This window comes from Peribacillus sp. NPDC094092 (assembly GCF_050279365.1).
GTDB lineage: Bacteria > Bacillota > Bacilli > Bacillales > DSM-1321 > Peribacillus.
Genome location: NZ_JBNNUC010000001.1, coordinates 721,455 through 743,125, shown reverse-complemented (window position 1 = coordinate 743,125; position 21,671 = coordinate 721,455). Strand labels below are relative to the sequence as shown.

Sequence of the window (21,671 nt, the reverse complement as noted above, 5' to 3'; positions counted from 1 at the left end):
TAAGGATTTATTTTGACTTACATAACGATTAAAGGAAACCGGATTTTACTTTAATAGACCAAAACGAAATCCATAGACTACGACTTGTGTACGGTTCTTGGCTTTAAACTTTGTCATTAAACTGCTTATATAATCCCTTATAGTATGCTCGCTTAATTGCAATAATTCGGCCATCTTTTTATTGTTAAGCCCCTCCGCCAGCAAATTTAAAATCATGGATTCCCGTTCCGTCAATTGTAGATCTGTATCAATGGATACCTCATCATCCTTTCTTGATAAATATAAGCCTAACCGTTTTCCGACCTGTTCAAGTAAAGTTAGTTCATCTTTTGAATAATCAAATTCCTCTCCTAATTGATCAAAGGTCAGCCAGCCGAAAACTTGCTGGTCATGAACGATCGGCACAAATATGACAGATGAAAGATTAAACAACGTTATATGTTCCTTTTTAATATAATGATTGGGATCCTTTAAAAATACAGGCTTTTTTGAATTGAAAACAAAGGATTGCTTTAAGCTGAGTTGTCCTCTCATGCTTTGAACCTTGGAAAGCTCCAATCCAATGGTGCCATAAAATTGATTGGACCAAGGAATATAAGCATAGAAAACACATCTTTTATAGTGAAAGAACTCTTCACATTTTTTTAGGATATGAGCAAAATCCTTAATTCCGGATGAGTTGATTAGAAGCTCATCTAACTGATCTAATAGTTTCAGCCTTTTAAGTTCAGCATTTTCTTCGTGGGTTTTTAAAGGTTGCGTTGGTTCGACATCCTTCCATTTATTATAGCTATGGATGAGATGAGAGAAAATGGATAATAAGAACATTAGGATGGAGAAGGCATGGGCATGTTTTATGTTGGCCATTAAGGTGACGATGGACTTTTCAAAGATTAATCGGAACATGCTGAAATGGTTCACATTTAAAATGGGTAGATGTGATTGGAGCCAAGTTTCCAGATAATTATCGTATGTTTCATTTATTTCTTCCATTTTTGGAGCGGATAAAAATAGTAGAAATGATTCCAGTAATGTTTGTATCACCTTACGTTCATTTTCTAATATTAGCGGCTCAAGATTCAAATAAATATTGATGTTTTCTTCAATTTGTTTGTTATGGCTTTTTATGAATAATATGAATTGCTGAAACGATATTTCTTCATAAGCATGAGAGGGCTGGGTCATACGGGTCTCTTCTCCTTAAACAAAATACCCCTATATAAGGGGGATACTTACACTATTATTATACAGCATATTATAGGATAGTATTTCACATTACGAGGAGTAAAATAAAGGCATAGACAGACAATGAAGCTTTTTTTAGCGGCATACCATTCATAGGGATGGGCAATTGTTAAAGTCAGCTTCATTTACTTGTATAAGAATACTTGTCTAGTGAGAACCTCTAAGGATGAGGATTTCAGTATCAGGAAAATAAGTAAAGGAGATCTGATGAAATCATGAGACTTGAAAACAAAGTGGCAATCATTACTGGCGGGGGTACAGGAATCGGGAAGGAAACAGCTTTGCTATTTGCCAGGGAGGGAGCAAAAGTCGTCATCACTGACATAAACCAGGAATCCGGTGATCAAGCTGTGAAAGCCATTCAGGCAATCGGCGGAGAGGCCCTATTCATTCATCATGATGTCAGTAATGAAGAAGATTGGAAAAAGGTTGCAAAGGAAACGATCGATACTTTTGATAAGGTGGATGTTCTGTTCAACAATGCGGGTATTTATATCATTAAACCGGTTGCGGAGATTGAATTGGAGGAGTGGAATCGTCTCATGTCGATTAACGTGACCGGCGTATTCTTGGGAATGAAGCATATTATGCCACTGATGGCGGAACAAAATAAAGGTTCTGTCATAAACGCTTCTTCCATAGCAGGCTTGATTGGCGCCCCTGGCCATGTTTTATACGGTGCAAGCAAGGGAGCGGTCCGGACAATGACTAAAGATGCTGCTATCGAGTATGCTTCAAAAGGGGTCCGGGTAAACTCGATTCATCCAGGGTATATCGATACCGGGATGGCGGACTATGCATCTGAACAAACGGGCAGTTCAAAAGATGAATTGGGTAAAGAATTCCCGTTGGGACATCTGGGCAGCGTCAATAATGTGGCGAATACAGTGCTTTTCATTGCCTCGGACGAATCTTCCTATACTACGGGTACTGAATTTGTAATAGATGGCGGAGCGACTGCTCGCTAATATCACTTTCTAACGGGTATTAGAAACTAAAAACGAAGGAGTGTTTAATTATGAGATTGGAAAATAAAGTGGCGATCGTAACTGGGGGAGCAAGCGGGATTGGAGCAAGTACGGCTCAATTATTTGCAGAAGAAGGAGCGAAGGTGGTCATTGCCGATTTTGCTGATCATGGACAAGCTGTGTCAGAAGAGTTAAATGGAAAAGGGTATGATACTCTTTTTGTTAAAACCGACGTGACAAATGAAAATGACGTAAAGAGTATGATTGAAGAGACGGTTAATAAATATGGAAAACTGGATATCATGTTCGCAAACGCAGGAATTGCAAGGGACGGAAACATCCATGAGTTAAGCTATGAACAATGGCAAAAAACAATTGATATTAATTTATCCGGTGTCTTCCTATCCGATAAATATGCGATAGAGCAAATGCGAAAACAATCTACAGGCGGCGCCATTGTCAATACAGGCTCCATCCATAGCCATGCAGGGAAACCGGGGGTAACAGCCTATTCCGCTGCGAAAGGCGGGGTCAAACTATTAACACAAACATTAGGTTCGACTTATGCCAAAGATGGCATTCGTGTCAATGCAGTCTGCCCAGGATATATTGATACACCACTTATTGCGGAAGCACAAGGTGAGATCAGACAAGGTTTGATCGATTTACATCCAATCGGCCGTTTAGGCAGGGCGGAAGAAGTGGCGAAAGCCGTTCTCTTCCTTGCAAGTGACGATGCATCATTTGTTACAGGCACAAGCCTTATTGTGGACGGCGGTTATACGGCCGTATAATAAGGGCACGTCTGGTGCTCTCAAACAGTCAAATTCGTTTGATGTGATTTACATGTAAAATAGAGCTTCTTCCGTAAGATGAGTGGTATTAGATTACTCAACTCTACTGGAGGGCTCTTTTTTTTGCATATAATGAAAAAATCCCCGGAATGCTAAAAACATTTCCTTGGAAGATGAAACGATACAAGCAGTTGCAGGGGAGAGGGGATTCAGTAATTTTATGTCTATCGAGGATACTTTTAAACTCTTTTTGAGTGTGCGGCGATAAATAAGGCAAACGGATCATTCGATTACGATCTAGATCGGTTAATAGCTCTCTATAACTTTTATATACGTCCGGGTATCTCCCAGTAGGTATATACACCATTTCCTCCTTTTTATATAAATTATATGTAGTTGAATATTAAAGTGGAAGTAAATCCAATTAATAGTGTTTTTATGATAAAGTTGTAAAGTTGAATTTCATTAGGAAGAAACAAAATCTGTTGAATAAAGGAAGGGTTAAATGGCGAAAAGAATAGTAGGTAGTATGTTGCTTATATTACTAGGCATGGTTAGTTTCTCTTTTTTATCTGGCTTAAAAGTTGAAGCGGCAGATCGAGTGCATACTGTATCCTCTCACGAAACGGTAGAATCGATTGCAGCGATCTATGATATATCGAAAGAGCAATTAATGAATATGAATGGTTTACCGGATGGCAAGTTATATATTGGCCAGAAGTTAACCATTCAGACTGCTTATACTCCTTCGAACTATCAGTGGTCAGAGAGAGGGAAACAAATTGGGAATTATGCGAAATCTTTTATAGGATTTAAAAAAACGACTGGAGAAGAGACACCTATCAAAGGGTTTGATTCTAGCGGATTGATTCATTGGGTACTCTCCCGACAAATGGTGCCTATCGACCGTTTGTCAGTTGAAGGCTATTATAAGCAAGGAATGGATACAAATACGCCTAAGGCTGGAGATATCATATTTTTCCTGGAAAAGGGCAGTTCAAAAGCCGTGACCGCTGGGATCTATCTGGGGGGAAATCAGTTCATTAATTCTGGATACGGAGCAGAGACAGTTCAGGTGAGATCTACCACAGAAAAATATTTTGAACAATACCAAGTCGAGTATAAAACGTATACACCAAAAGGAGAGCATATCGTTCAAAATAATGAAACACTTAAAAGTATCTCGGATAATTACGGTGTATCGGTGGATACAATCAAAAAGCGTAACGCATTACCAACTGATAGCTTGATGCAGGGACAGTATCTTCAAATATACAGCAATCCGTTGTATCCATTTTATACAAATCAAGAGGCTTCCTATGATAAAGCTTATGATGTCATAAAGTATGCCTATACTCTGCGTGGATTTACCTATGTTTTCGGGGAATTTGATCCGATGATCGGAATGGATTGCAGCGGTTTTATCTATTGGGCCATGAAGGAGCAGGGCATTTCCCTTAAACGTGGTTCGGCAGCGGACTACTATTCCTCACTGCCGAAACTCAGCGATCCAAAGGCAGGGGACTTAGTATTTTTCAGCGATACAGACTTAAGTCATGAGATAACCCACGTCGGTATTTATCTAGGGGATGGTCGCTTTATTCATACAACAAGGAATACGGGAGTTCATATATCTGATCTTACTTCAAGTTATTTTACTCAGAAGTTCGAAAGTTTTGGGCAAGTCCAAGTCAATACGGACTAAGATAGCCACGAGAGAGTTAGACTATTTGAATTTTCTAGTCATATTATCACTTAATGTTAACCTTAAACAAAATCCCGTATACTTTATTGAATACGGGATTTGTGTTTGATCTTCCCCTTTAGATGAAGAAGGAGGCACCATTAACGAACGTTTAAGGTGAGAGCGTTTTTAAAAGTTTTCACTTTATGACAGGTTAATTGAAGTAATAAGTATCTAGATGAGTTTTGGTTTATGTGTACTCTCATCATACTGAGGGGCTCTGTTTTTTAAATCCGATAATAATGCTCTACAGGATTGCTAACGGGGCAGAATAGCTCAATAAAAATGGGTATAAGGGTGTTCAATAGTTTATGGAGTAAATGAAAATAGAGAATGTTATGGAGACTAATGATATATAAAATATATCAAAAGAAAAAACCAGCTTTATTAGACTGGTTTTTTCATCTTAATATAACACTTTGTTAAATTAGTTTTTAAGACTTACATGTTCAATCATACGCTTCATTGCCTGAATTTGCCCCATATGAGTCGCTTCATGCATTAATGTTAAACCTGCAAGTTCCATAACAGTCTTACAACCTAGGAATGGTGTATCCAAATCTCGACCTAGCTGTTCAGGAGGAATTTGTTTTAAACGAGTTAATTGATCTTTCAACTGTACAACCAGCTCATCCATAGCAGGTATATTCCCTGTCCAATCAGCTGGTTTTGTGCCATTCCCAAACAATTCTATATAATTCGTGGGAAGATGTGTTGTTACATGCGGGAAACCAAACATCGTTTGTTCTGTAATAGTCAAAACGTGACCAGTATGCCAATGAATTGTGTTATTAAAACCTTCTGGCTGCTTGTCGGTTTGTTCCTTAGGAACGGATTCTACATTCTTGATGAAGTACTCTCTTGTCATCTCAAATTGCTTAAATACAAGTTGATTCATCTTTTTCTCTCCTCTCATCAACAAAATCATCCATATTATACCAGTAAAAAACGAAAAAGAATATGGTTGAAACTTCCTGAAATTAGTTTAATGTCAACCGGTTCTTTTTCCACAATTATTTAAGGCTCAATAAAAATAATAAATCCAATTGCACCCTTCCGTTTTATTAGCATTCTTACAAAAATAAAAAGTCCCATAAGATTTTTTGTAATTGATTGAAAATTCAATGCATTCTCCGTAAATACTAATTTATAATTGTTATACAATTGTAAAGTTATACAGTTCCATTTTCCGGTATAATGGGAATTATTAGAAATGTTTAATGATTCCTGGAATACAAGGGAGCCCCCCTACCCGAATGTATTCTAAATATGATTTGGTGCAGAATAAACGCCAATAGAAAGACGGAAGTTGCAGTGTGTTCCAAACTAAGTAAGCCTGAAGAATATGAATGTGAGGAATTTCCACTTGCCGCTTATGAAGGGGCTGGAACTGGAGATGTAAGATTCTTGGTTCGATACATTCCGAGAGCAGCGAATAATACATATGGACGCTGGCTCGGTGCGTGGTATGCATATGATCGGATTTTGCACAAAGATCAATTTTATATTGGATTTATTGAGAAACTGTCGCTGTGTCGGTTGGATGAGACTTAAGAGTGTACCGAACCACGTATTTCCCTTTTTCTATTGAATCGGCAGTAAGTGAGAGGCTGTTCACGCTCGCTATAGGGTGAAAATCCCGAATGTGGCCGCCATATAGTTTTAGCAAAAATCAATGGTACTTCCTCCTGAATAGAATGCTCGATATAAGTACATCCATTGAAATCCTTCAGACTTATCAAGACTCAGTTAAAGAGTGACAGCTATATAACTTTGGTGAAGAACTCCTGCTTTTTGGCTTAACCGCCATACAAGGCTATTAAATCTTTAGCTTGGAAATTGTTCGTCCTTTGAACAAATCTATTTTTTTGGCTAGTTTTGGAGAGCTTTTAGGAACAAAGAGTGTTATCAATTCCTATGAACTACCCCTTAAATAAATGTCGAATGTAGTTATGATACCCTCAAAAGAATCAACTATTAGAAGTAATGTTTGAGGGTAAAGGTATGAAAAGGGAGGCGAATTGTTTTTGACTATAATAGATATTGACCAATTGCTTTTAGCTACTGAAGAACTTGCTGAAGAGTCAATTCCATTTCATCTCGATGCCTTTGATATTGATCAATTATTAGAAAAAACGGATAACTGGTAAAGAAAAGCATACCCGAATGAAGTGAACCCAAAAAGATGATCCCTTCATTTTAATACTATAGTGGAATAAGTCTTCTTGTAAGCCTGATGTTACTGAATTTCAGTAAACAAGGCTTTTTATTTTTTATATGATATTATCTATAATATCATTGACCTTGGATTTTCCAAATGGTGGACCAGTGAAAAAGAAATGCATGTAGCAGTAAAGTCAGAAGGAAGCACTGAAATCTTGGTTTTTATTATTGTATATCTTTGGTGAAATTAGATTTTAAAACTAACCACTTCTTTTAGGGAGGTAGCAAATGAAGGTAAATAAAATACATCATGTAGCAATAATTTGTTCCGATTATGAAAAATCAAAGAACTTCTATGTCAATATTTTAGGGTGTGATATCGAGAAGGAAACATATCGGTCAGAAAGGAAATCCTATAAATTGGATCTAATCGTCGGGGGGGAATATCAGCTGGAATTATTCTCATTTCCTGATAGCCCCCAGCGACCTAGTTATCCTGAAGCAAGAGGGCTTAGACATCTTGCTTTTGAAGTGGAAGATATTAATCAAGCGATTGAGGATTTAGAAAAAGAAAACATTCCAGTCGAACCAATCCGTGTTGATGAGTTAACAGGAAAAAGGTTTACTTTTTTTTGTGATCCGGATGATTTACCTCTTGAAATATATGAAAAATAGGGATTACAAGCTTAGAGGACTTTAAGGCATGAAGTTTGATTAAAGAGATAAAACTTCAAGAATTGAGGTAAACTCTTTTTTTATTTGATTTCAACAGATGAATATGATGATTCCCATTGATAGGTCGATACTATTGAATTATCTCCACTTGTATTCCATATTTCGATGAGAGCTGAAATAATCAACAGATATAATATCTGTAGATCGGTCATTTAAATATGTCAGGAGATAAAAAAATGAATGTTTACAAATTTACACTGTTGATACTTTTAACGACATTTTTAATGGGTTCTTCTTTTGCAGTGGTTAAAATTGGTCTGCCTTATTCATCCCCATTATTATTAGCAGCATTGCGCTTCACACTTGCCGGATTCATAATGGCGATGATCGTAATCTTTTTAAAAAGACCGCATCCAAACTCTAAAGGGGACTGGATTAAAATGCTTATTATCGGCACTTTTCAAACAGCCGGGGTAATGGGGTGCATTTTCCTGAGTTTACGCACGATTACAGCAAGTGAATCCTCCATACTTACATTCATGAACCCGTTACTTGTTGTTGTATTCGGTACCATCTTTTCACAAACGCGCTATAAACTGTATCAATGGATTGGAGTTTCATTAGGAATAGTTGGAGTAATTATAACGATGGGAGCCCAACTTGAATTTAAGGTTGGTATTCTTTTCGGGATTCTTTCTGCTGTTTTCTGGGCCATTTCCACTTTATTGGCGAAAAAATGGGGAGCGGTTTCCGATACATGGGTATTATCCGCTTATCAAATGCTTTTTGGCGGTTTACTGCTTTTTCTTGGCAGCTTTATTCTTGAAAAACCTTATTTCATAATGAATGGTCATTCGTTGTTCATTTTATTATGGTTAAGTATCATGTCATCGATCGTGCAATTCGCTGTTTGGTATTACCTTTTACAAAAGAGTGATCCAGGAAAAACAAGTGCCTTTTTATTTTTGGCACCTTTCTTCGGAGTATTATCAGGATGGGCACTATTAGGTGAACAGATATACACTTCACTCTTAATTGGCGGACTGTTCATTATCATTGGCATCTATCTTGTAAACAGCAATTTTCAAAAGGAAAATAAATTTGTTAAAAGAGCTTTATAGTAATCGTATGGATCGTCCTAAACTGCAAGGACAGAAAATCCCTCGTGAAAAAGAAAAGGCCTCTTTTCTTTTTCACGAGGGATTATTAAATTATACCTCTAAACAAAAAACTTCCTTAAATCCTTCTTTCCCTTTAGCAGTTACCTTTACTGCGCGAATAGATGGAACTCGGACTATCCAGCCTGAATCAAAAAAATGTGTAAGGAGCCCATTTCCTAAAGCACCTCCAAGATGATGATGACGTTCACTCCAGTCTAAACATGAGTGGGAAAAGGAACGGCGTTTTTTCCTTAAATCAAGTAAATCGATGCCGAATTCAGAAAAAAAACGATCTCCTTTGGGTGTGACTGTAAACTCTCTCTCTTCTTTTTTCAAATATCCAGCTTCCAACATCGATTCAGTTATTTGGACTCCTAGTTTTCCTGCCAAATGATCATAGCAAGTTCTGGCTTCCTTAAGCAGTTTGGCTTGGTGTGATTGTTTTAACGACCGAACTTCAGGAGGCGGGGAAATGGCCAGAAATGATTCTAAAATGCGCGCAATTTCTCCATTTGCTAACTGATAGTAACGATGCCTTCCGTGCTTTTCAACTTTGACAAGGTTACCTTCCACTAATTTAGAAAGGTGAAAGCTGGCAGTTTGAGGTGTTATTACAGCCATCAATGCTAATTCACCTGCCGTATGAAAACGCCCATCCAGTAAACTTGCAAGAATTGTTGCACGTGACTTTTCCCCAAGAAGGGAGGCTATCTCCACCATATTTGGATTTATACTCAAATTAGTTCCCAACCTTTCTACCGATATTTCAGTTGCGTTTTAGTTTGAAAAAGATGAACGCAAAGTAAATTGCATTTTAAAATATGTAAACTTATTTTTCTATTATACAGTACCGCTGCCCTGGTGATATTCGTATATTCACGATTCAAGCTTTAAATATTTGTTAATAAGCCGTTACGGATATTTTCCTGAAAATAATTCCAGTTCGTGGAAGGTAAAAACATACGCAATAGATGCGAACCATTCGTGTGTGCATGGATGAATTCAGCTTTAAGACCTTCGTAATTTGTTAAGACAACAGGAAAGCATAACGGATATGCTTATGGAAACTAAATAGAAGAAAGACTGTCTATCCTTTGGGTATGCGTTGTTATTGAAGTATATTCTTTGTGAACTAGGCATACATATTTACATGTTCACTAACAGTAAATACCGGTGAATAGTCCCTTTTGTCGAAATTAGTAGTCAAAAAGGAGGGAATCAACAGTATGAAAATATCAGACGTTGGATTTAAAAGCCAAGTTCTTGGATTTATAAAGTTCACACCTTTTGTGGAAAGTTTCTTGTCTGGAGATTTATATATGAATAATTTCAAAAAATATATTGATATGGAAAGTGCTTCAGGAGAAAAAGGTGTAGGAGACAAATTTGAAGCAACACATGTTTTTACGGATTTAACAATGAATTTCTTCACTCAAGATACCCATGAATTAATTATGTCGGGGCGAACTAAAAAAATGAATTTCAGAAAAAATATTAATGAAAAAAGACCATTATATTGTATGTTTGCAATTGTCGGAGATATGTTAAAAGTGGTTAAGGAGGATGAAAAGTATTACTATACCAAATTTGATTTACCTAATGAACAAATCGATAAAATGATCAGGGAGTTCGGGGATAGCTTGATTTTTGTCACTCCATCGCAATTTATTGACAGAATTACCAGAACACTCAATGAAAAAGGTTATGCTTACAGAGGAGGGTTGGTAAAATATGATGACTATAACATCAATTCCTCAGCGAGGATGAGTTCTTATAAAAATCAAGGGACTGATATTTATTTTTGGAAAGATAAATATTTTGAAAATCAATATGAATATCGCATAGTTCTAACAGATCAAGAAGTTGATGAAGCTTTAATCGTGAACGTAGGCGATATTTCTGACATTAGTACTATATTTAATGCAAATGAATTTTTCAGTGAAAAATTCGAAATAAGATTACGAAAGAAAGGAAATCTAAGCATCCATTAAATTGGGTGCTTTTTATTTGCAGGAGGGATAAAGATATTGAACTTTTTAAAGAATGAAATAAAAGCGTTAAAATAACCGGGAATTCCAGGATTTTCGGATCCACAAGGAGTTTAATATCCTATTTATATTCACTAGTATTGGTTTTGTCTGATATGATTTTTAATTTTTGATGTTATGTGAGTCTCCTTTAGATAGGTTAAAACACAATGTCTACTAAGACAACAGATAAATATTACGAAAGTAAGTGAATGAGTGAAATATGAAATAAAAATGTAAAATAATTAATCAAATTTTAAAAAAAGTATATTAAATACATCTTTAATGCGTTACTATAGTAATGGCGAAAAATAATTAACATAGTCAATATGGAGGGTAGGGAGAGGAAATATAGAAAAATTTTAGGTAATCCAGCATTAGCCTCGAGGATTATGGCGGGTTGTGATCAAACCGTTGAGAAAGATACAGCTCCACATCGGGGTCTTTAGTTATTGGTAATAAATGATAAAAAATCAATTTTTTCACTAGGGAAGGAAGTTTATTAAGATGTTTGAAAAATTTCTTAGGTTCACCCAAAAAAATTGGAGATACATTCTCCCTGCCATTATCGCTCTGTTTATTGGTTCATTGTTTGGCCCTTCCGGTGAAGAATATGATGCTGCTGTTCGTAAGAATGCAGAACTGGACAATAGGAATGAAGAATTGACATTAGAAAATAGCCAATGGGAAGAAGAAAACAAGCAGCTTGAAGCTAAAGTGAAAGAAGCGGAACCTTTCTTCAAGTTAAAAGATGAAGAACGTAAAGAAAAAGAAGCTGAACTAAAGAAAAAAGAAGAAGCTGCCAAGGCTAAGAAAGAGGCTGAGGAAAAAGCAGCGCGTGAAGCTGAAGAAAAGGCTCAAGAAGAAGCTGACCGATTAGCAGAAGAGGAAGAAAAGAAAGGTTATGACACAGGAATCACCTATGACCAATTAGCTAGAACTCCTGATGACTATTTCGGTGAAAAAGTAAAATTCCATGGGACTGTTGTTCAAGTAATGGAAGGTGACGGTACCACTCAAATAAGATTTGCTGTTGGTGATGATTACGACACTATCCTTTATGCAGAGTTTGACTCTTCTATCGTTGACTCTAGGATTCTAGAAGATGACAAAATCACGATCATGGGATTATCAACCGGTTTGATAACTTATGAATCTACAATGGGTGGAGATATATCCATTCCAGGTATGTCTATTGAAAAAGTAGAACGCTAATTTGCCTATTGATTAATTAAGAACTAACACTTATGATTTTGAATGACTTACAAACTAACAAACAACTTGGAGGAATTATAACAACATTATTAGCTAAATAAGGAATGACTGCAGAACAATTGGCAATGGTACAATCCGAAGTAAGTAAGTCAAAATCAAAAGGAATTGCTTATGTCTTTGGTGGATCACAGGAGTTTGGGGCGGTCATAGATTTTATGCTGGTGATACCGGTATGGGAATTGGAATGTTGCTGACTTTTGATGGTCTTGGAATTTGGTCTCTATTTGCCGGATTTGCTATCGGTAAAGCAATTGACCGTAAAAATGATACGATGGAAATGGAAGTTATGTGCTACAACAAGCAAGAAACAACCGCACAGAAGCAGAATCTGCTATTTAAAAACAGAATATAGTCTATTACATGAGAATGTATGATAATCTATTGAACTCTAGTGGATTACCGTATATTCTCTTTTTTTGCCAGAAACTAGTATTAAACTTTCCTACCAGGGATTATTACATTTAATGATTGGGCGTGTTATTATGACGAAGAATACAACAAATCCAATCCACCACATTGAACTATGACACATAGCAAAGAATACGCTGAAATTGGAGATATTGTAATAATTGATCATGGAATCCTTGGTAAGTAGGGTTATATAGTAACCAATGATTTTCATATATTTTATCTCTATATATATTGAGATGTTTAATGAAGCGAGTAATCTCAATTTGGACCACCCCAAACTTCATCTGTATATAGATCTTCTTGTCCATCTTCTTCCCAGTCACAAAGTTCACATATTTCATAACTCCTGCGCTCGTCTAATGTCGGAAATCCACAGCAAGAGCATTTTACACGTTGCACTAAAATCCCACCCTCATTTTTCTTATAAATTTCATTAATATCAAAATCATTCTTTACGATTTAAACATTCTTTCTAAACTATACTGCCCCGATAATTGGATTAAGAAAAAACTGCCTTGAAGACAGATCCGAACTTAAGCTAATGCACCTGTTAGCATACCTTTAGAATAGAACACTTGGGGCATGTCAGTGTCTCAACTTTGTCTTCCCTCCAATTGTTAGTTGTGTCTAACAATTGGGGTGCAGTTCATTATTTAATGCCGACTTATTTGCTTTTATTTTTAACAGCAAATAACTGGATATCTGATGTGAATTCGTGTAATCTACAAAAGTATGTTTTTTTCTTAATCGTAAAGGGGGATCATAAGTGAGTTCAACAAAAAGTAAACAGACAACGATTGTCGCCCTTTTGCTTGCGGGTACATTTATTGCGATCTTGAATCAAACATTAATGATTACCGCAATTCCTCCTGTAATGGAGGAAATGAATATTACGGCAAATAGTGCACAGTGGCTAACTACCGTTTTTATGCTGGTTAATGGGATCATGATCCCTGTTAGCGCGTTTTTACTGGAGCGCTTTACCACAAGACAGCTTTTCCTTTCAGCCATGGGGATTTTTGCAATTGGTACATTGGTAGCGGGGCTAGCTCCTAATTTTGGAATGCTGCTGCTAGGAAGGATGATTCAGTCGAGCGGAGCCGGAATTATGCTCCCGTTAATGCAAACAGTCTTCCTAATGATTTTCCCTGTTCATAAACGGGGTGCAGCTATGGGATTGGTCGGTCTGGTCATTTCCTTCGCGCCGGCTATTGGGCCCGCTTTGTCGGGCTGGGTTACGGAGACCTACTCATGGAGGGTATTATTCTTTATCATTCTTCCAATTGCTATTATTGATATCATAGTTGCGTTCTTTGCTTTAAAAAATGTAACAGAAGTTACACGGCCAAAAGTGGATGTGCTTTCGATTGTTTTATCTTCCGTAGGTTTCGGTGGATTATTGTATGGTTTTACAGCTGCAGGTAATTATGGCTGGACCGACGAGAGTACCATCGTATCACTGGGCATCGGAACAATTTCACTTGTTTGGTTTATTAAAAGGCAATTGCGATTGAAGCATCCAATGCTGGAGTTCCGTGTGTTCACGTATTCATTATTCCCGATTGCCATTATTATTGGAGCCATTACCTTTATGGGTCTGATAGGTGCCGAAACGCTCATCCCGCTATTTATGCAAAACATGCGTGGATTCACTGCGTTTGAAGCAGGATTAGCGATACTTCCTGGAGCACTTATTACAGGATTAATGTCCCCTTTCATTGGCCGTATTTTTGACCGGATTGGGGCCAGGTGGTTGGTTATTGGCGGATTACTCCTTATAACCGCTTCCTCTTTTTCTTTTATGGATGTTGGTCCTTCGACAAGTTTTACATTCATAATGGTCATGTACAGTGTTCGGATGTTCGGATTAGCCATGGTTATGATGCCTGTTTCAACGGCCGCCTTAAACCAGTTGCCTAAACGATTAATCGCCCATGGTGCTGCAATGGATAATACGATGAAAATGATTGCCGCATCTGTAGGTACAGCAATACTTGTTACTGTAATGACATCAGCTACCGAAAATGCTCAACAGCGTCCCGAGATAGTCCATCCTGATATGTATGGCGCGCAAATCTCATTTATTGTCATCGCTGTACTTTCATTAATTAGCTTTCTCATTTCTTTTAAAATAAAGGATCAAAAATCAGCAGGAAAAGAGTTCGGAAAGAAGAATTAAAGATTTGAATCCGAGTTTTTTAAACTAAAAATCCTTTTTTCGCGCCCGAGTAGAATCGATTGCAAGTGTCTATGGACTTAAGGAAGATATTGTTGTGAACCACAATGATTAGGTTAACTTGAAAGACATTTAAAACAGGTAAAATAAAGTCAGTTTCTTTCGAACAAACAACAAAGCAGTGCATCCCAATTTTCGGGATACACTGCTTTGTTGTTTTCATTTAGGTTTCCAAAAAGAATTAAATCTTGGTTAGACTGCTGAAAGGATGGGTTACCAAAAGTATTTTGACTAATGGAAAGCGCAAGGGATTATTAACTAACAGATTTCTTAATTTGAACAAGAAGTTAAAAGGATCTTCTTAAAATCGAAGATCCTAATTCTATTTGTGGGGAGAGTATGGCTTTATGCTATACTCTCTTTTTTATACCGATAAAAGGGCATTATGTTAACTAGATTTGTATATAGTACTCATTTGATTTCTTTTTTAATTTATTTTCAGAAGATTAATACTTTAGTAGCTTTTTTTGCTTAGTTGCTGTCTAAAAAATGGTCGTTTTTTTAATGTAAAATAGTCCCTTAGTTCATCGCGATGCAAATTTTTACATGGTAAATTTTAGAGGGGGGGTGTTATAATGAAAAAATTATTAAATATTGGGATGATATTTACTTTTGTCTTTGGTCTGATATTTGCGGTTTCACCAGCTGAAAAAGTATTTGCCCTATCTTATGATGGTACAAATCCTATTACAACAGGTTGTTCAAGTGATGGAGTCACCAAAGCTTCAAAACAAATCATTGACTCCAACGGTTATTATCTTGGAACTGTATACCTAAAATGGAGTTATAAGTGTCAAACATCTTGGGCTTATATGAAGCTTACAAATGCTGCTCCGATAGATGCCTTTGGGAATGCAACGGTGTATAGTTATACTAGTAGCGGGACTAAAAGAACATCTTATTCTTGTGCTAGTAGTGGTGGTAACGGGAGGATAAATCGTGGTCAAACCTCCTGTCATAGCGCACAAGTGTATAATGGTGTTGGGTATAAGGCTTACGCCTTTGGAGCTGCTGGAGGTGGCACAGCAAAAACTACTTGGTATTAATCTGCGAAGAAATTTTGCATCCTTCAGCAAAATGAGATATGTTATGAACATTTTCCAACGCCGCCATGGAGGCTTGCCCTCCCATGTCCTATCATTTCTACGTCAAGCCTATCTAAGGGATTCTAAAAAAGAGGGAGAACAAGTCATCCAGATGATTTGTTCTCCCTCTTTTATCATTTTCTTTCTTTATAAAAAAGAAGTAAACATACATGAGATTTAAGTTCTTGACTTTGAACAAGAAAAAATCTTTCGGAATATCTTTTTTCGTTTTGTAATCTTCGATAAGTTTTTCAGCGAGATCATGTAGTTCGGCAACAAGTGGATTTGATTCTGCCCAATTTTCAGGAACTTCCCACCGTTCTACGTCCCTGCCATCGTACTGAACACGTTCCTTGGGATTGTCGATACTATAGATTAGACCGAATTTACGTGGATTAGGAACGTCAGCAAACGTGTTTTTACGTAGGTCTTCAACTGTTTCATTCCAATAGTTGAAGCCATTTTCTATAGGGGAGGACGTAGATATTTTAATGATTAATGGATTCCTAGGTCCAAATTGACCTGTTTCCAATGATGAAACCATCTTGAATATTTCATTGCTAGCCCCTAATTCATCGACACTAGCCACGTAAACCATTGTTCCATCGGCTTTTTGAGCATCACCTGAAAGTGCGACAATCTTACAATTTTTTGGCACGAACTCAACGTAAGTTTTTTTATGTTGAACAATGGCAACATGTTCGGAGAACTCTTGATAATATTGACAAGCTCCTCAAAAATGATATTGGCTTGTTGTTTGGTATTCGAGCCGATGTAATGCGTTTGATTTCCTCGTCAAGGAAAAATGCTATCAATTGAATGATACAAGATAATACAGACTTAGCATTTTTCCGTGCTACAGTGAAGATGACTTCACGAACTTTCCGTTTGGTTGGAAATTCCTTGTAAACCCAGCAAAATGTATTCTGTATCAAGAACCATTGGAACAGCGCTAAGTTTTGGTGCATTGGCTGAGCACTTTTCGCTCCACGAGCGAAGTTCAGTTGTTTTATGATTTCATCTACGATTAATTCAATTTTATCATTCCACTTAAAATCGTAGTCGTCTTGATGTTGTAACACGTTGTATTCATGCAAGAAATTTTCACATGCTTTCTTTACTTGAGAAGGGGCCACAATTTCCCCTGACAACACTTTAGTGGCATATTCAACTGATTTATACATCATTTACTCTCCTTTTGTAATAATGCCATCAATGGATTGACTTCCTGTGGCTTAATTTTGTTCATTTGTTCTAATTTCTTCTGTTCAATTTCCTCCCTGAACGACAACCTCCTGAGATTTTCTTATAGAGAATTTGAAGACTATGTCGTTTGATGCAACCTATAGTTAAATTTTTTTATATTCGTTTTCAAGACACCGCTATTATATTGGAAACTTTTCGAATGTTAGGTAAAAGTGCAAAAAAGTTGAAAGATGAGTCTAAGGGACTAGTCGAATTCAAAGCTGGGAGAAAATTTTAACAACGCTCAGTTTGAAGACTGAGGAATTAATCCTAGGTCTTTTTGGAATTTGTAGTTTACAGCCTAAAAACAGTCCTTCATAATATTGAAGTAATATAAAAAAATAGAAAATTCAGAATAATAAAGAAAGGTGAAACTATGAAAACAGAAATCTTATCAACTGCAATAAAAACGCTAACAGACCTATTTTTCCGTGATAGCAATAACGGAACCGACTTTCTTGCCAAAAGAACTTTAGAGCATTATATCAACGACCTGGATTTACTTGGTGATATCAAATCTGTAGCTGTGGAAATTGATAGACAAAGAGCTTATGCTCTCGTTGCAAAATTTCGATCTTTCGATGCCAGAGCTGCTGATGAAATTGAAGTTGCTTTATGTGGATTGGAATTTACGGATGCTGAAATTATTGCCAGTGACATAATATTTGAAGAATGGAAAAAATCCCAAAAGCACTGCTAATAATTTCAAAAGGAGGAATTGCCGATGTGGGGACGATACCTTTGGAAACTCCGACTGTTATTGACCATTCCAAATTTGCTATTTTTGATACCCATATTTTCGTCCATTGGTAATGATAAGGATTATACAGGTTATTATTGGATGGCATTTGTGGTCTATACGATTATTAGTTCAATCATTCTTCATAAAATGGAAAAGAAAGAAAAAAAGGAAAAGGAATGAATTCAAGGAGGTACTTTACCTCCTTTTCCAATTTCATAAATGGAGGTGAATATCATGGGACTCAAAAACATTTACAAAAAATCTTTAGCCATTGAGCTAATTAAACGTGGACATGACCTTCATCACACAATGCCGAATCGAAACAACAGGAAATACCAGGTGTTTGTCTTTCCTCATACGGATGAATTGATTAAAGATTTGTTGGAACTGACCAAACGGGAGGAGGTATATCGTCATGACGAATGATTTTTATATATTACAACGGTTTGATAAACGGGAGTTCATAAAAAATGATGTTCTTTTAACATCTGAAGCTATCGAACTGCTCGGAATAACGAGAGCTCGTCTCCGTAGCTTAGTGAAGTCGGGGAAAATCACACCTTGCAAGAAATCCGGAGCAACTTCGCTGTTTCTACGTGATGATTTAATTGAAAAAAAGAAGGAATTGGAGTCATTGAGAAAGAAATATAGACCATATGAATATTGACCCATTTGGAAAGTAGGATAAGCCATGGAAAAATCGAATAGTTTACAAGAAATCTATAATGCTAACCGACCAGAGAACAATGAGCTGTTCAGAGCCATTCAAGCTCACCTGCAATTGAAGCATCCAGACAAACGAATGACAGCTACGAGGACCTTGCAATATCTTGTTGCTGATAGCTTTGCTTCTGGAGTGTTGCGTAATGTTGAAAGCAAGCTGTTACACAGTTCTTGAGGTATGTCGTGTTTCACGATGGAGCCGACCAAAAAGGAGGTGAAACAATGACTGAACGTTCCTCTATCGGTATTATAATTTCTTGTGTAGCTGTAGTAATGGGCATACTGATTGATTTGGGAATGCTGTATATTGCATTCATACTTATTGTAATTTGTTTATTGGCTGTTCTTCCCGTCAAGTGGTTTCGTGACTGGCTTTGGAAGGACTAAAATATGCTGGTTGTACATTAATTGAATATAAAGATTCAAAAATTGGGAGGTATGTCACCAATGAAAAAATACATAAATATAGTTGGAGCGTTGGGCTTAATTGCGTTGCTTATGGCAATGCCCCTATTCTACACAGCCATATTTATGGGTAGCTTTATTTTGGATCCAACACCAACTATACATCCTCAACCTGGCCATGAAGACCATAGTCCAAAGATTTGGGAAGGTATGTCAAAAGAGGAATATCAGAAAATTAAATATGTAGAAGAACATAAATATAAATATGAAAATGAAGAACCTGCATTCAACCCAGATGAATCATCAAGTTTCAACCTTTTTGAAGTTGAAACTGAAAATGAAGAATATTGAAGGATTCCGCATAAATGGCGGGGTCCTTTTTGTAGGATAATTCACCTAATTTGTCGAATAAAGTAAATGATTGGAGGTGAAATGATGGCTCAATATACAACAAAATATGTGCCCACCAAAAGTCTGAGTATAGATGCTGGAGAAATTGACGATGTGATTAGAATTTGGTCTGAAGAAGGAGCAATTTTACATTCTGTAATTCCAAAAGTTGATGAAGGCTCTACAGAAGGATATATTATTGTTTTAGAAATAACAGACGTGGAATAAGAAAGGGTGAGAATTGTGGATACTGAATTAAAATTAATATTAGGAAAGCAGGTAGTAGATATAATTCAGTAATCGACAAGCTGGGTAATTATGAACTTCTTAATACTTATTCGAATTTTAAATAATACGTCACTAAACCGCCCTGGTCGATTCATTGGGTGGTTTTTTATATTTATCCGATAAATCCTATGAAGGCGATCATAGAATCGCAATAACGGATCAACTAATAGTTCAATAATGAAAACAAAAAAGACGCCCCCGAAGGGACGCCTGATTCATTCACGTGCAAGTTTGATTGCTTTGTCCAATTGTTCGATATTATCCATACCTTTCGAATACGACTTCCAACATTCTTCAATGTCGTTTGTTTCACTTGCATCATAAAAAAGATTAAGTGTTTCATTCGCCCATTCTTCGAGCGGTTTCAATTCATCTTTTTCAGCGTAATATCTTACATTGTGAATTGCGTCAATTACGTGTGCTTCAATATCGACTTTAATATTTGCCATAAAAGTCAAGTTCGGAATTGTCTTTCCGTTTTTATCTTTGACATACATTGGTTCACCTTCAATAACATAGTCGCCGTCTTGAACAATTTCGTCAATATACCCCATAATCACACCTTCACGTTGGTCGGGCGTTGGGTGGGGCGGTTCTCCTTGACCTTCATCATCCGTCATGTAAGCAACTGTAAACATTGAACCCGTTTCTTTATCGAAGCCATATCCGTTTGTATAATAAACATATGCGTCATATGGGTCTTTTCCGTTTTCGGGAATACTTTCTTTCCATTGTGGGTCGTCTTTCGGAAGGCGTCCTTCTTTCGGAAGTTCCCATTCTGCAAAATGCTTCCCAATTTCATCATAAGGTGAAGGAAGTTCCGCAAGCTTTTCTTCTTTCGTAAGCTCAACTTTTTTTTCTTTTTCAACATTATTCGCTTGAGCTGTCGTTGCTTCCTTTTCCACCTTTGTTTCTGTTGCGTTACACCCCGCCAAAAGTAAAGCAGAAGTTACGGTCAATGTGCCGATTAAATAAGTAAATTTCATGTTGTTTCCCCCTCTGTTACATTCATCCATTTTATCACTAAACGGAATATATCACAGTGAAATTTTCCTATTTTCACGCACAAGTAGTTGCAGGCAAAAAGCCGAAGTTTATGCCGATGATGAAGTCACAAATGTTAATGTTTATTCGTGGCATTTACAAACCTCTACTATTTAAATAATTGATGGAGTACTCACCGAGTGCTCCTCATTTTTTTATATACATAAAACAGATATTTTACCAGATCTTGAGTCTTGATGGTTCTATACAACCATATTTCAAGTGCTTCACATTTCCACTCAGTTTATTGGAGTTTTTTTGATTCAATTCAAAACGCTACATCTTTTAAATCGTTAATATATGAGTATAAGTATTACCGATTTGAATCTTGTAGCGTTTTTATTCTATTCTCAAGGAACGATGTAACTTATACCGTTAGCCAGTACAAGTAAAAATAAAAAACCAGCAGTATCAACACTTGCACAACTTTTTTCAGAAATGGGCTAGGCTGCCAAATTTTTATGATTTACAAGTAACTAAATAAATAGAAAAACAGGGGGCTATATGATGGATAAACAGCAGGTTACGAGTGCTATCGGAGCATTAAAGAATATTCCAAGGTACGAATAGTGATCGTAATCTTTGAAGATGTAAGTACTCTTGCCACCAATATATAGGAGGAATGATGATGGAAGTAAAGCATAAATATGAATTCACTGTAAATGGAATGGAAATTACATTAAAGGATAAATCTCATGCAGGCATCTTCCGTCAGTTCTGGGCATACTTCATGAATCTTGATATGGACAAAACCATTAAAACAATTGAAAGTGTAGGTATCCGAACTTCCGATTCTGAAAGCGAAAAATGGAAGCAAGAAGAAAAATATCCTCGTCAAGGAAGGATATTGGATATACACGCACTTAAATCCCCAAGCAATGCAAAGAACTTATGAGAAATTTATATCAGGATGGGAAGTCGAGACTTTATTGACGGAACCTCCAACAATTAACACAGTGCTAGAAGAAAAACCAAAATTGAAAAATATATACAAAAAGAGTATTGCGATGGCACTTTGCAGGCGAGGTCACGACATCGAACACACTATGCG

General features: G+C 36.7%; 28 protein-coding genes. 21 read left to right on the top strand and 7 right to left on the bottom strand.

All coding sequences use genetic code 11. The features are described from left to right. Positions 1-45: 45 nt before the first annotated feature. The gene (locus ACQKNS_RS03540; RefSeq protein WP_427641222.1) at positions 46-1,185 is read right to left on the bottom strand and encodes a LuxR C-terminal-related transcriptional regulator; all 1,140 of its coding nucleotides are present in this window, start codon (positions 1,183-1,185) and stop codon (positions 46-48) included. A gap of 275 nt (positions 1,186-1,460) precedes the next feature. On the opposite strand from ACQKNS_RS03540, the gene ACQKNS_RS03535 reads away from it, so the two are divergent. From ACQKNS_RS03535 to ACQKNS_RS03525, 3 genes are all read left to right on the top strand, one after another. Then, positions 1,461-2,213: an SDR family NAD(P)-dependent oxidoreductase gene (locus tag ACQKNS_RS03535; RefSeq protein ID WP_427641221.1), complete on the top strand. Its 753-nt coding sequence runs from the start codon at positions 1,461-1,463 to the stop codon at positions 2,211-2,213. Between the two features lie 50 nt (positions 2,214-2,263). Next, positions 2,264-3,007 (top strand): SDR family NAD(P)-dependent oxidoreductase, encoded by a 744-nt coding sequence (locus tag ACQKNS_RS03530; protein WP_387594890.1) that lies wholly within the window; start codon positions 2,264-2,266, stop codon positions 3,005-3,007. Between the two features lie 505 nt (positions 3,008-3,512). Next, a complete protein-coding gene (locus ACQKNS_RS03525; RefSeq protein ID WP_427641220.1) occupies positions 3,513-4,712 on the top strand; it encodes an NlpC/P60 family protein in 1,200 nt (399 codons plus the stop codon). 466 nt (positions 4,713-5,178) lie between these two features. Here the strand turns inward: ACQKNS_RS03525 and ACQKNS_RS03520 are convergent, their stop codons facing one another. Next, positions 5,179-5,649, bottom strand: a complete 471-nt coding sequence (locus tag ACQKNS_RS03520; protein WP_427641219.1) for a DinB family protein — start codon at positions 5,647-5,649, stop codon at positions 5,179-5,181. Positions 5,650-6,065: 416 nt separating this feature from the next. Between ACQKNS_RS03520 and ACQKNS_RS03515 the strand changes: the two genes are divergently transcribed. The 4 genes from ACQKNS_RS03515 to ACQKNS_RS03500 all read left to right on the top strand — a co-directional run bounded on the left by ACQKNS_RS03515 (position 6,066) and on the right by ACQKNS_RS03500 (position 8,710). Next, positions 6,066-6,305, top strand: coding sequence for a hypothetical protein (locus ACQKNS_RS03515; protein WP_427641218.1), 240 nt, complete (start codon positions 6,066-6,068; stop codon positions 6,303-6,305). A 473-nt stretch (positions 6,306-6,778) separates the two neighbouring features. After that, positions 6,779-6,901: a hypothetical protein gene (locus ACQKNS_RS03510; RefSeq protein ID WP_427641216.1), complete on the top strand. Its 123-nt coding sequence runs from the start codon at positions 6,779-6,781 to the stop codon at positions 6,899-6,901. Between the two features lie 301 nt (positions 6,902-7,202). Next, positions 7,203-7,589: an SMU1112c/YaeR family gloxylase I-like metalloprotein gene (gloA2, locus tag ACQKNS_RS03505; protein WP_427641215.1), complete on the top strand. Its 387-nt coding sequence runs from the start codon at positions 7,203-7,205 to the stop codon at positions 7,587-7,589. 236 nt (positions 7,590-7,825) lie between these two features. Continuing rightward, a complete protein-coding gene (locus ACQKNS_RS03500; RefSeq protein ID WP_427641214.1) occupies positions 7,826-8,710 on the top strand; it encodes a DMT family transporter in 885 nt (294 codons plus the stop codon). Positions 8,711-8,800: 90 nt separating this feature from the next. On the opposite strand, the gene ACQKNS_RS03495 is transcribed toward ACQKNS_RS03500, so the two are convergent. Then, entirely contained in the window at positions 8,801-9,487 is a 687-nt protein-coding gene (locus ACQKNS_RS03495; RefSeq protein WP_427641212.1) for an ArsR/SmtB family transcription factor, read from the bottom strand. A gap of 488 nt (positions 9,488-9,975) precedes the next feature. Between ACQKNS_RS03495 and ACQKNS_RS03490 the strand changes: the two genes are divergently transcribed. From ACQKNS_RS03490 to ACQKNS_RS03480, 3 genes are all read left to right on the top strand, one after another. Then, positions 9,976-10,740, top strand: coding sequence for a hypothetical protein (locus ACQKNS_RS03490; RefSeq protein ID WP_427641211.1), 765 nt, complete (start codon positions 9,976-9,978; stop codon positions 10,738-10,740). A 543-nt stretch (positions 10,741-11,283) separates the two neighbouring features. Next, positions 11,284-11,991, top strand: coding sequence for a toxin regulator (locus ACQKNS_RS03485; RefSeq protein WP_427641210.1), 708 nt, complete (start codon positions 11,284-11,286; stop codon positions 11,989-11,991). 154 nt (positions 11,992-12,145) lie between these two features. Next, a complete protein-coding gene (locus ACQKNS_RS03480; RefSeq protein ID WP_427642118.1) occupies positions 12,146-12,403 on the top strand; it encodes a TM2 domain-containing protein in 258 nt (85 codons plus the stop codon). A 317-nt stretch (positions 12,404-12,720) separates the two neighbouring features. On the opposite strand, the gene ACQKNS_RS03475 is transcribed toward ACQKNS_RS03480, so the two are convergent. After that, positions 12,721-12,861: a CPCC family cysteine-rich protein gene (locus ACQKNS_RS03475; RefSeq protein WP_427641209.1), complete on the bottom strand. Its 141-nt coding sequence runs from the start codon at positions 12,859-12,861 to the stop codon at positions 12,721-12,723. A 367-nt stretch (positions 12,862-13,228) separates the two neighbouring features. On the opposite strand from ACQKNS_RS03475, the gene ACQKNS_RS03470 reads away from it, so the two are divergent. Further along, the gene (locus ACQKNS_RS03470; protein ID WP_427641208.1) at positions 13,229-14,641 is read left to right on the top strand and encodes a DHA2 family efflux MFS transporter permease subunit; all 1,413 of its coding nucleotides are present in this window, start codon (positions 13,229-13,231) and stop codon (positions 14,639-14,641) included. Between the two features lie 632 nt (positions 14,642-15,273). Continuing rightward, on the top strand, positions 15,274-15,744 hold the full coding sequence (locus ACQKNS_RS03465; RefSeq protein WP_427641207.1) for a DUF2690 domain-containing protein: 471 nt from the start codon (positions 15,274-15,276) through the stop codon (positions 15,742-15,744). Positions 15,745-15,856: 112 nt separating this feature from the next. On the opposite strand, the gene ACQKNS_RS03460 is transcribed toward ACQKNS_RS03465, so the two are convergent. Both ACQKNS_RS03460 and ACQKNS_RS03455 read right to left on the bottom strand, forming a co-directional pair. Then, the gene (locus ACQKNS_RS03460) at positions 15,857-16,441 is read right to left on the bottom strand and encodes a hypothetical protein (RefSeq protein WP_427641206.1); all 585 of its coding nucleotides are present in this window, start codon (positions 16,439-16,441) and stop codon (positions 15,857-15,859) included. A 19-nt stretch (positions 16,442-16,460) separates the two neighbouring features. Further along, positions 16,461-16,967, bottom strand: coding sequence for a hypothetical protein (locus ACQKNS_RS03455; protein WP_427641205.1), 507 nt, complete (start codon positions 16,965-16,967; stop codon positions 16,461-16,463). 437 nt (positions 16,968-17,404) lie between these two features. On the opposite strand from ACQKNS_RS03455, the gene ACQKNS_RS03450 reads away from it, so the two are divergent. The 8 genes from ACQKNS_RS03450 (at position 17,405) to ACQKNS_RS03415 (ending at position 19,516) form a co-directional block, all read left to right on the top strand. Then, positions 17,405-17,728, top strand: a complete 324-nt coding sequence (locus tag ACQKNS_RS03450; RefSeq protein ID WP_427641204.1) for a hypothetical protein — start codon at positions 17,405-17,407, stop codon at positions 17,726-17,728. Between the two features lie 24 nt (positions 17,729-17,752). After that, a complete protein-coding gene (locus ACQKNS_RS03445) occupies positions 17,753-17,950 on the top strand; it encodes a hypothetical protein (RefSeq protein WP_427641203.1) in 198 nt (65 codons plus the stop codon). 54 nt (positions 17,951-18,004) lie between these two features. Continuing rightward, entirely contained in the window at positions 18,005-18,196 is a 192-nt protein-coding gene (locus ACQKNS_RS03440; RefSeq protein WP_427641202.1) for a hypothetical protein, read from the top strand. Beyond that, positions 18,186-18,437: a helix-turn-helix domain-containing protein gene (locus ACQKNS_RS03435; protein WP_427641201.1), complete on the top strand. Its 252-nt coding sequence runs from the start codon at positions 18,186-18,188 to the stop codon at positions 18,435-18,437. The genes ACQKNS_RS03440 and ACQKNS_RS03435 overlap by 11 nt, the downstream gene beginning before the upstream one ends. Before the next feature lie 24 nt (positions 18,438-18,461). Continuing rightward, complete coding sequence (locus ACQKNS_RS03430) at positions 18,462-18,668, top strand: hypothetical protein (RefSeq protein WP_427641200.1); 207 nt, start codon at positions 18,462-18,464, stop codon at positions 18,666-18,668. A 47-nt stretch (positions 18,669-18,715) separates the two neighbouring features. Beyond that, the gene (locus tag ACQKNS_RS03425; RefSeq protein WP_427641199.1) at positions 18,716-18,880 is read left to right on the top strand and encodes a hypothetical protein; all 165 of its coding nucleotides are present in this window, start codon (positions 18,716-18,718) and stop codon (positions 18,878-18,880) included. Between the two features lie 60 nt (positions 18,881-18,940). After that, positions 18,941-19,249 carry a hypothetical protein gene (locus tag ACQKNS_RS03420; RefSeq protein ID WP_427641198.1) on the top strand — a complete coding sequence of 103 codons (309 nt, stop codon included), beginning with the start codon at positions 18,941-18,943 and terminating at the stop codon, positions 19,247-19,249. Positions 19,250-19,333: 84 nt separating this feature from the next. Continuing rightward, on the top strand, positions 19,334-19,516 hold the full coding sequence (locus tag ACQKNS_RS03415) for a hypothetical protein (RefSeq protein WP_427641197.1): 183 nt from the start codon (positions 19,334-19,336) through the stop codon (positions 19,514-19,516). Positions 19,517-19,791: 275 nt separating this feature from the next. On the opposite strand, the gene ACQKNS_RS03410 is transcribed toward ACQKNS_RS03415, so the two are convergent. Continuing rightward, on the bottom strand, positions 19,792-20,562 hold the full coding sequence (locus ACQKNS_RS03410; RefSeq protein WP_427641196.1) for a hypothetical protein: 771 nt from the start codon (positions 20,560-20,562) through the stop codon (positions 19,792-19,794). A gap of 686 nt (positions 20,563-21,248) precedes the next feature. On the opposite strand from ACQKNS_RS03410, the gene ACQKNS_RS03405 reads away from it, so the two are divergent. Further along, positions 21,249-21,515 (top strand): hypothetical protein, encoded by a 267-nt coding sequence (locus ACQKNS_RS03405; RefSeq protein ID WP_427641195.1) that lies wholly within the window; start codon positions 21,249-21,251, stop codon positions 21,513-21,515. The last annotated feature ends 156 nt before the right edge of the window (positions 21,516-21,671 follow it).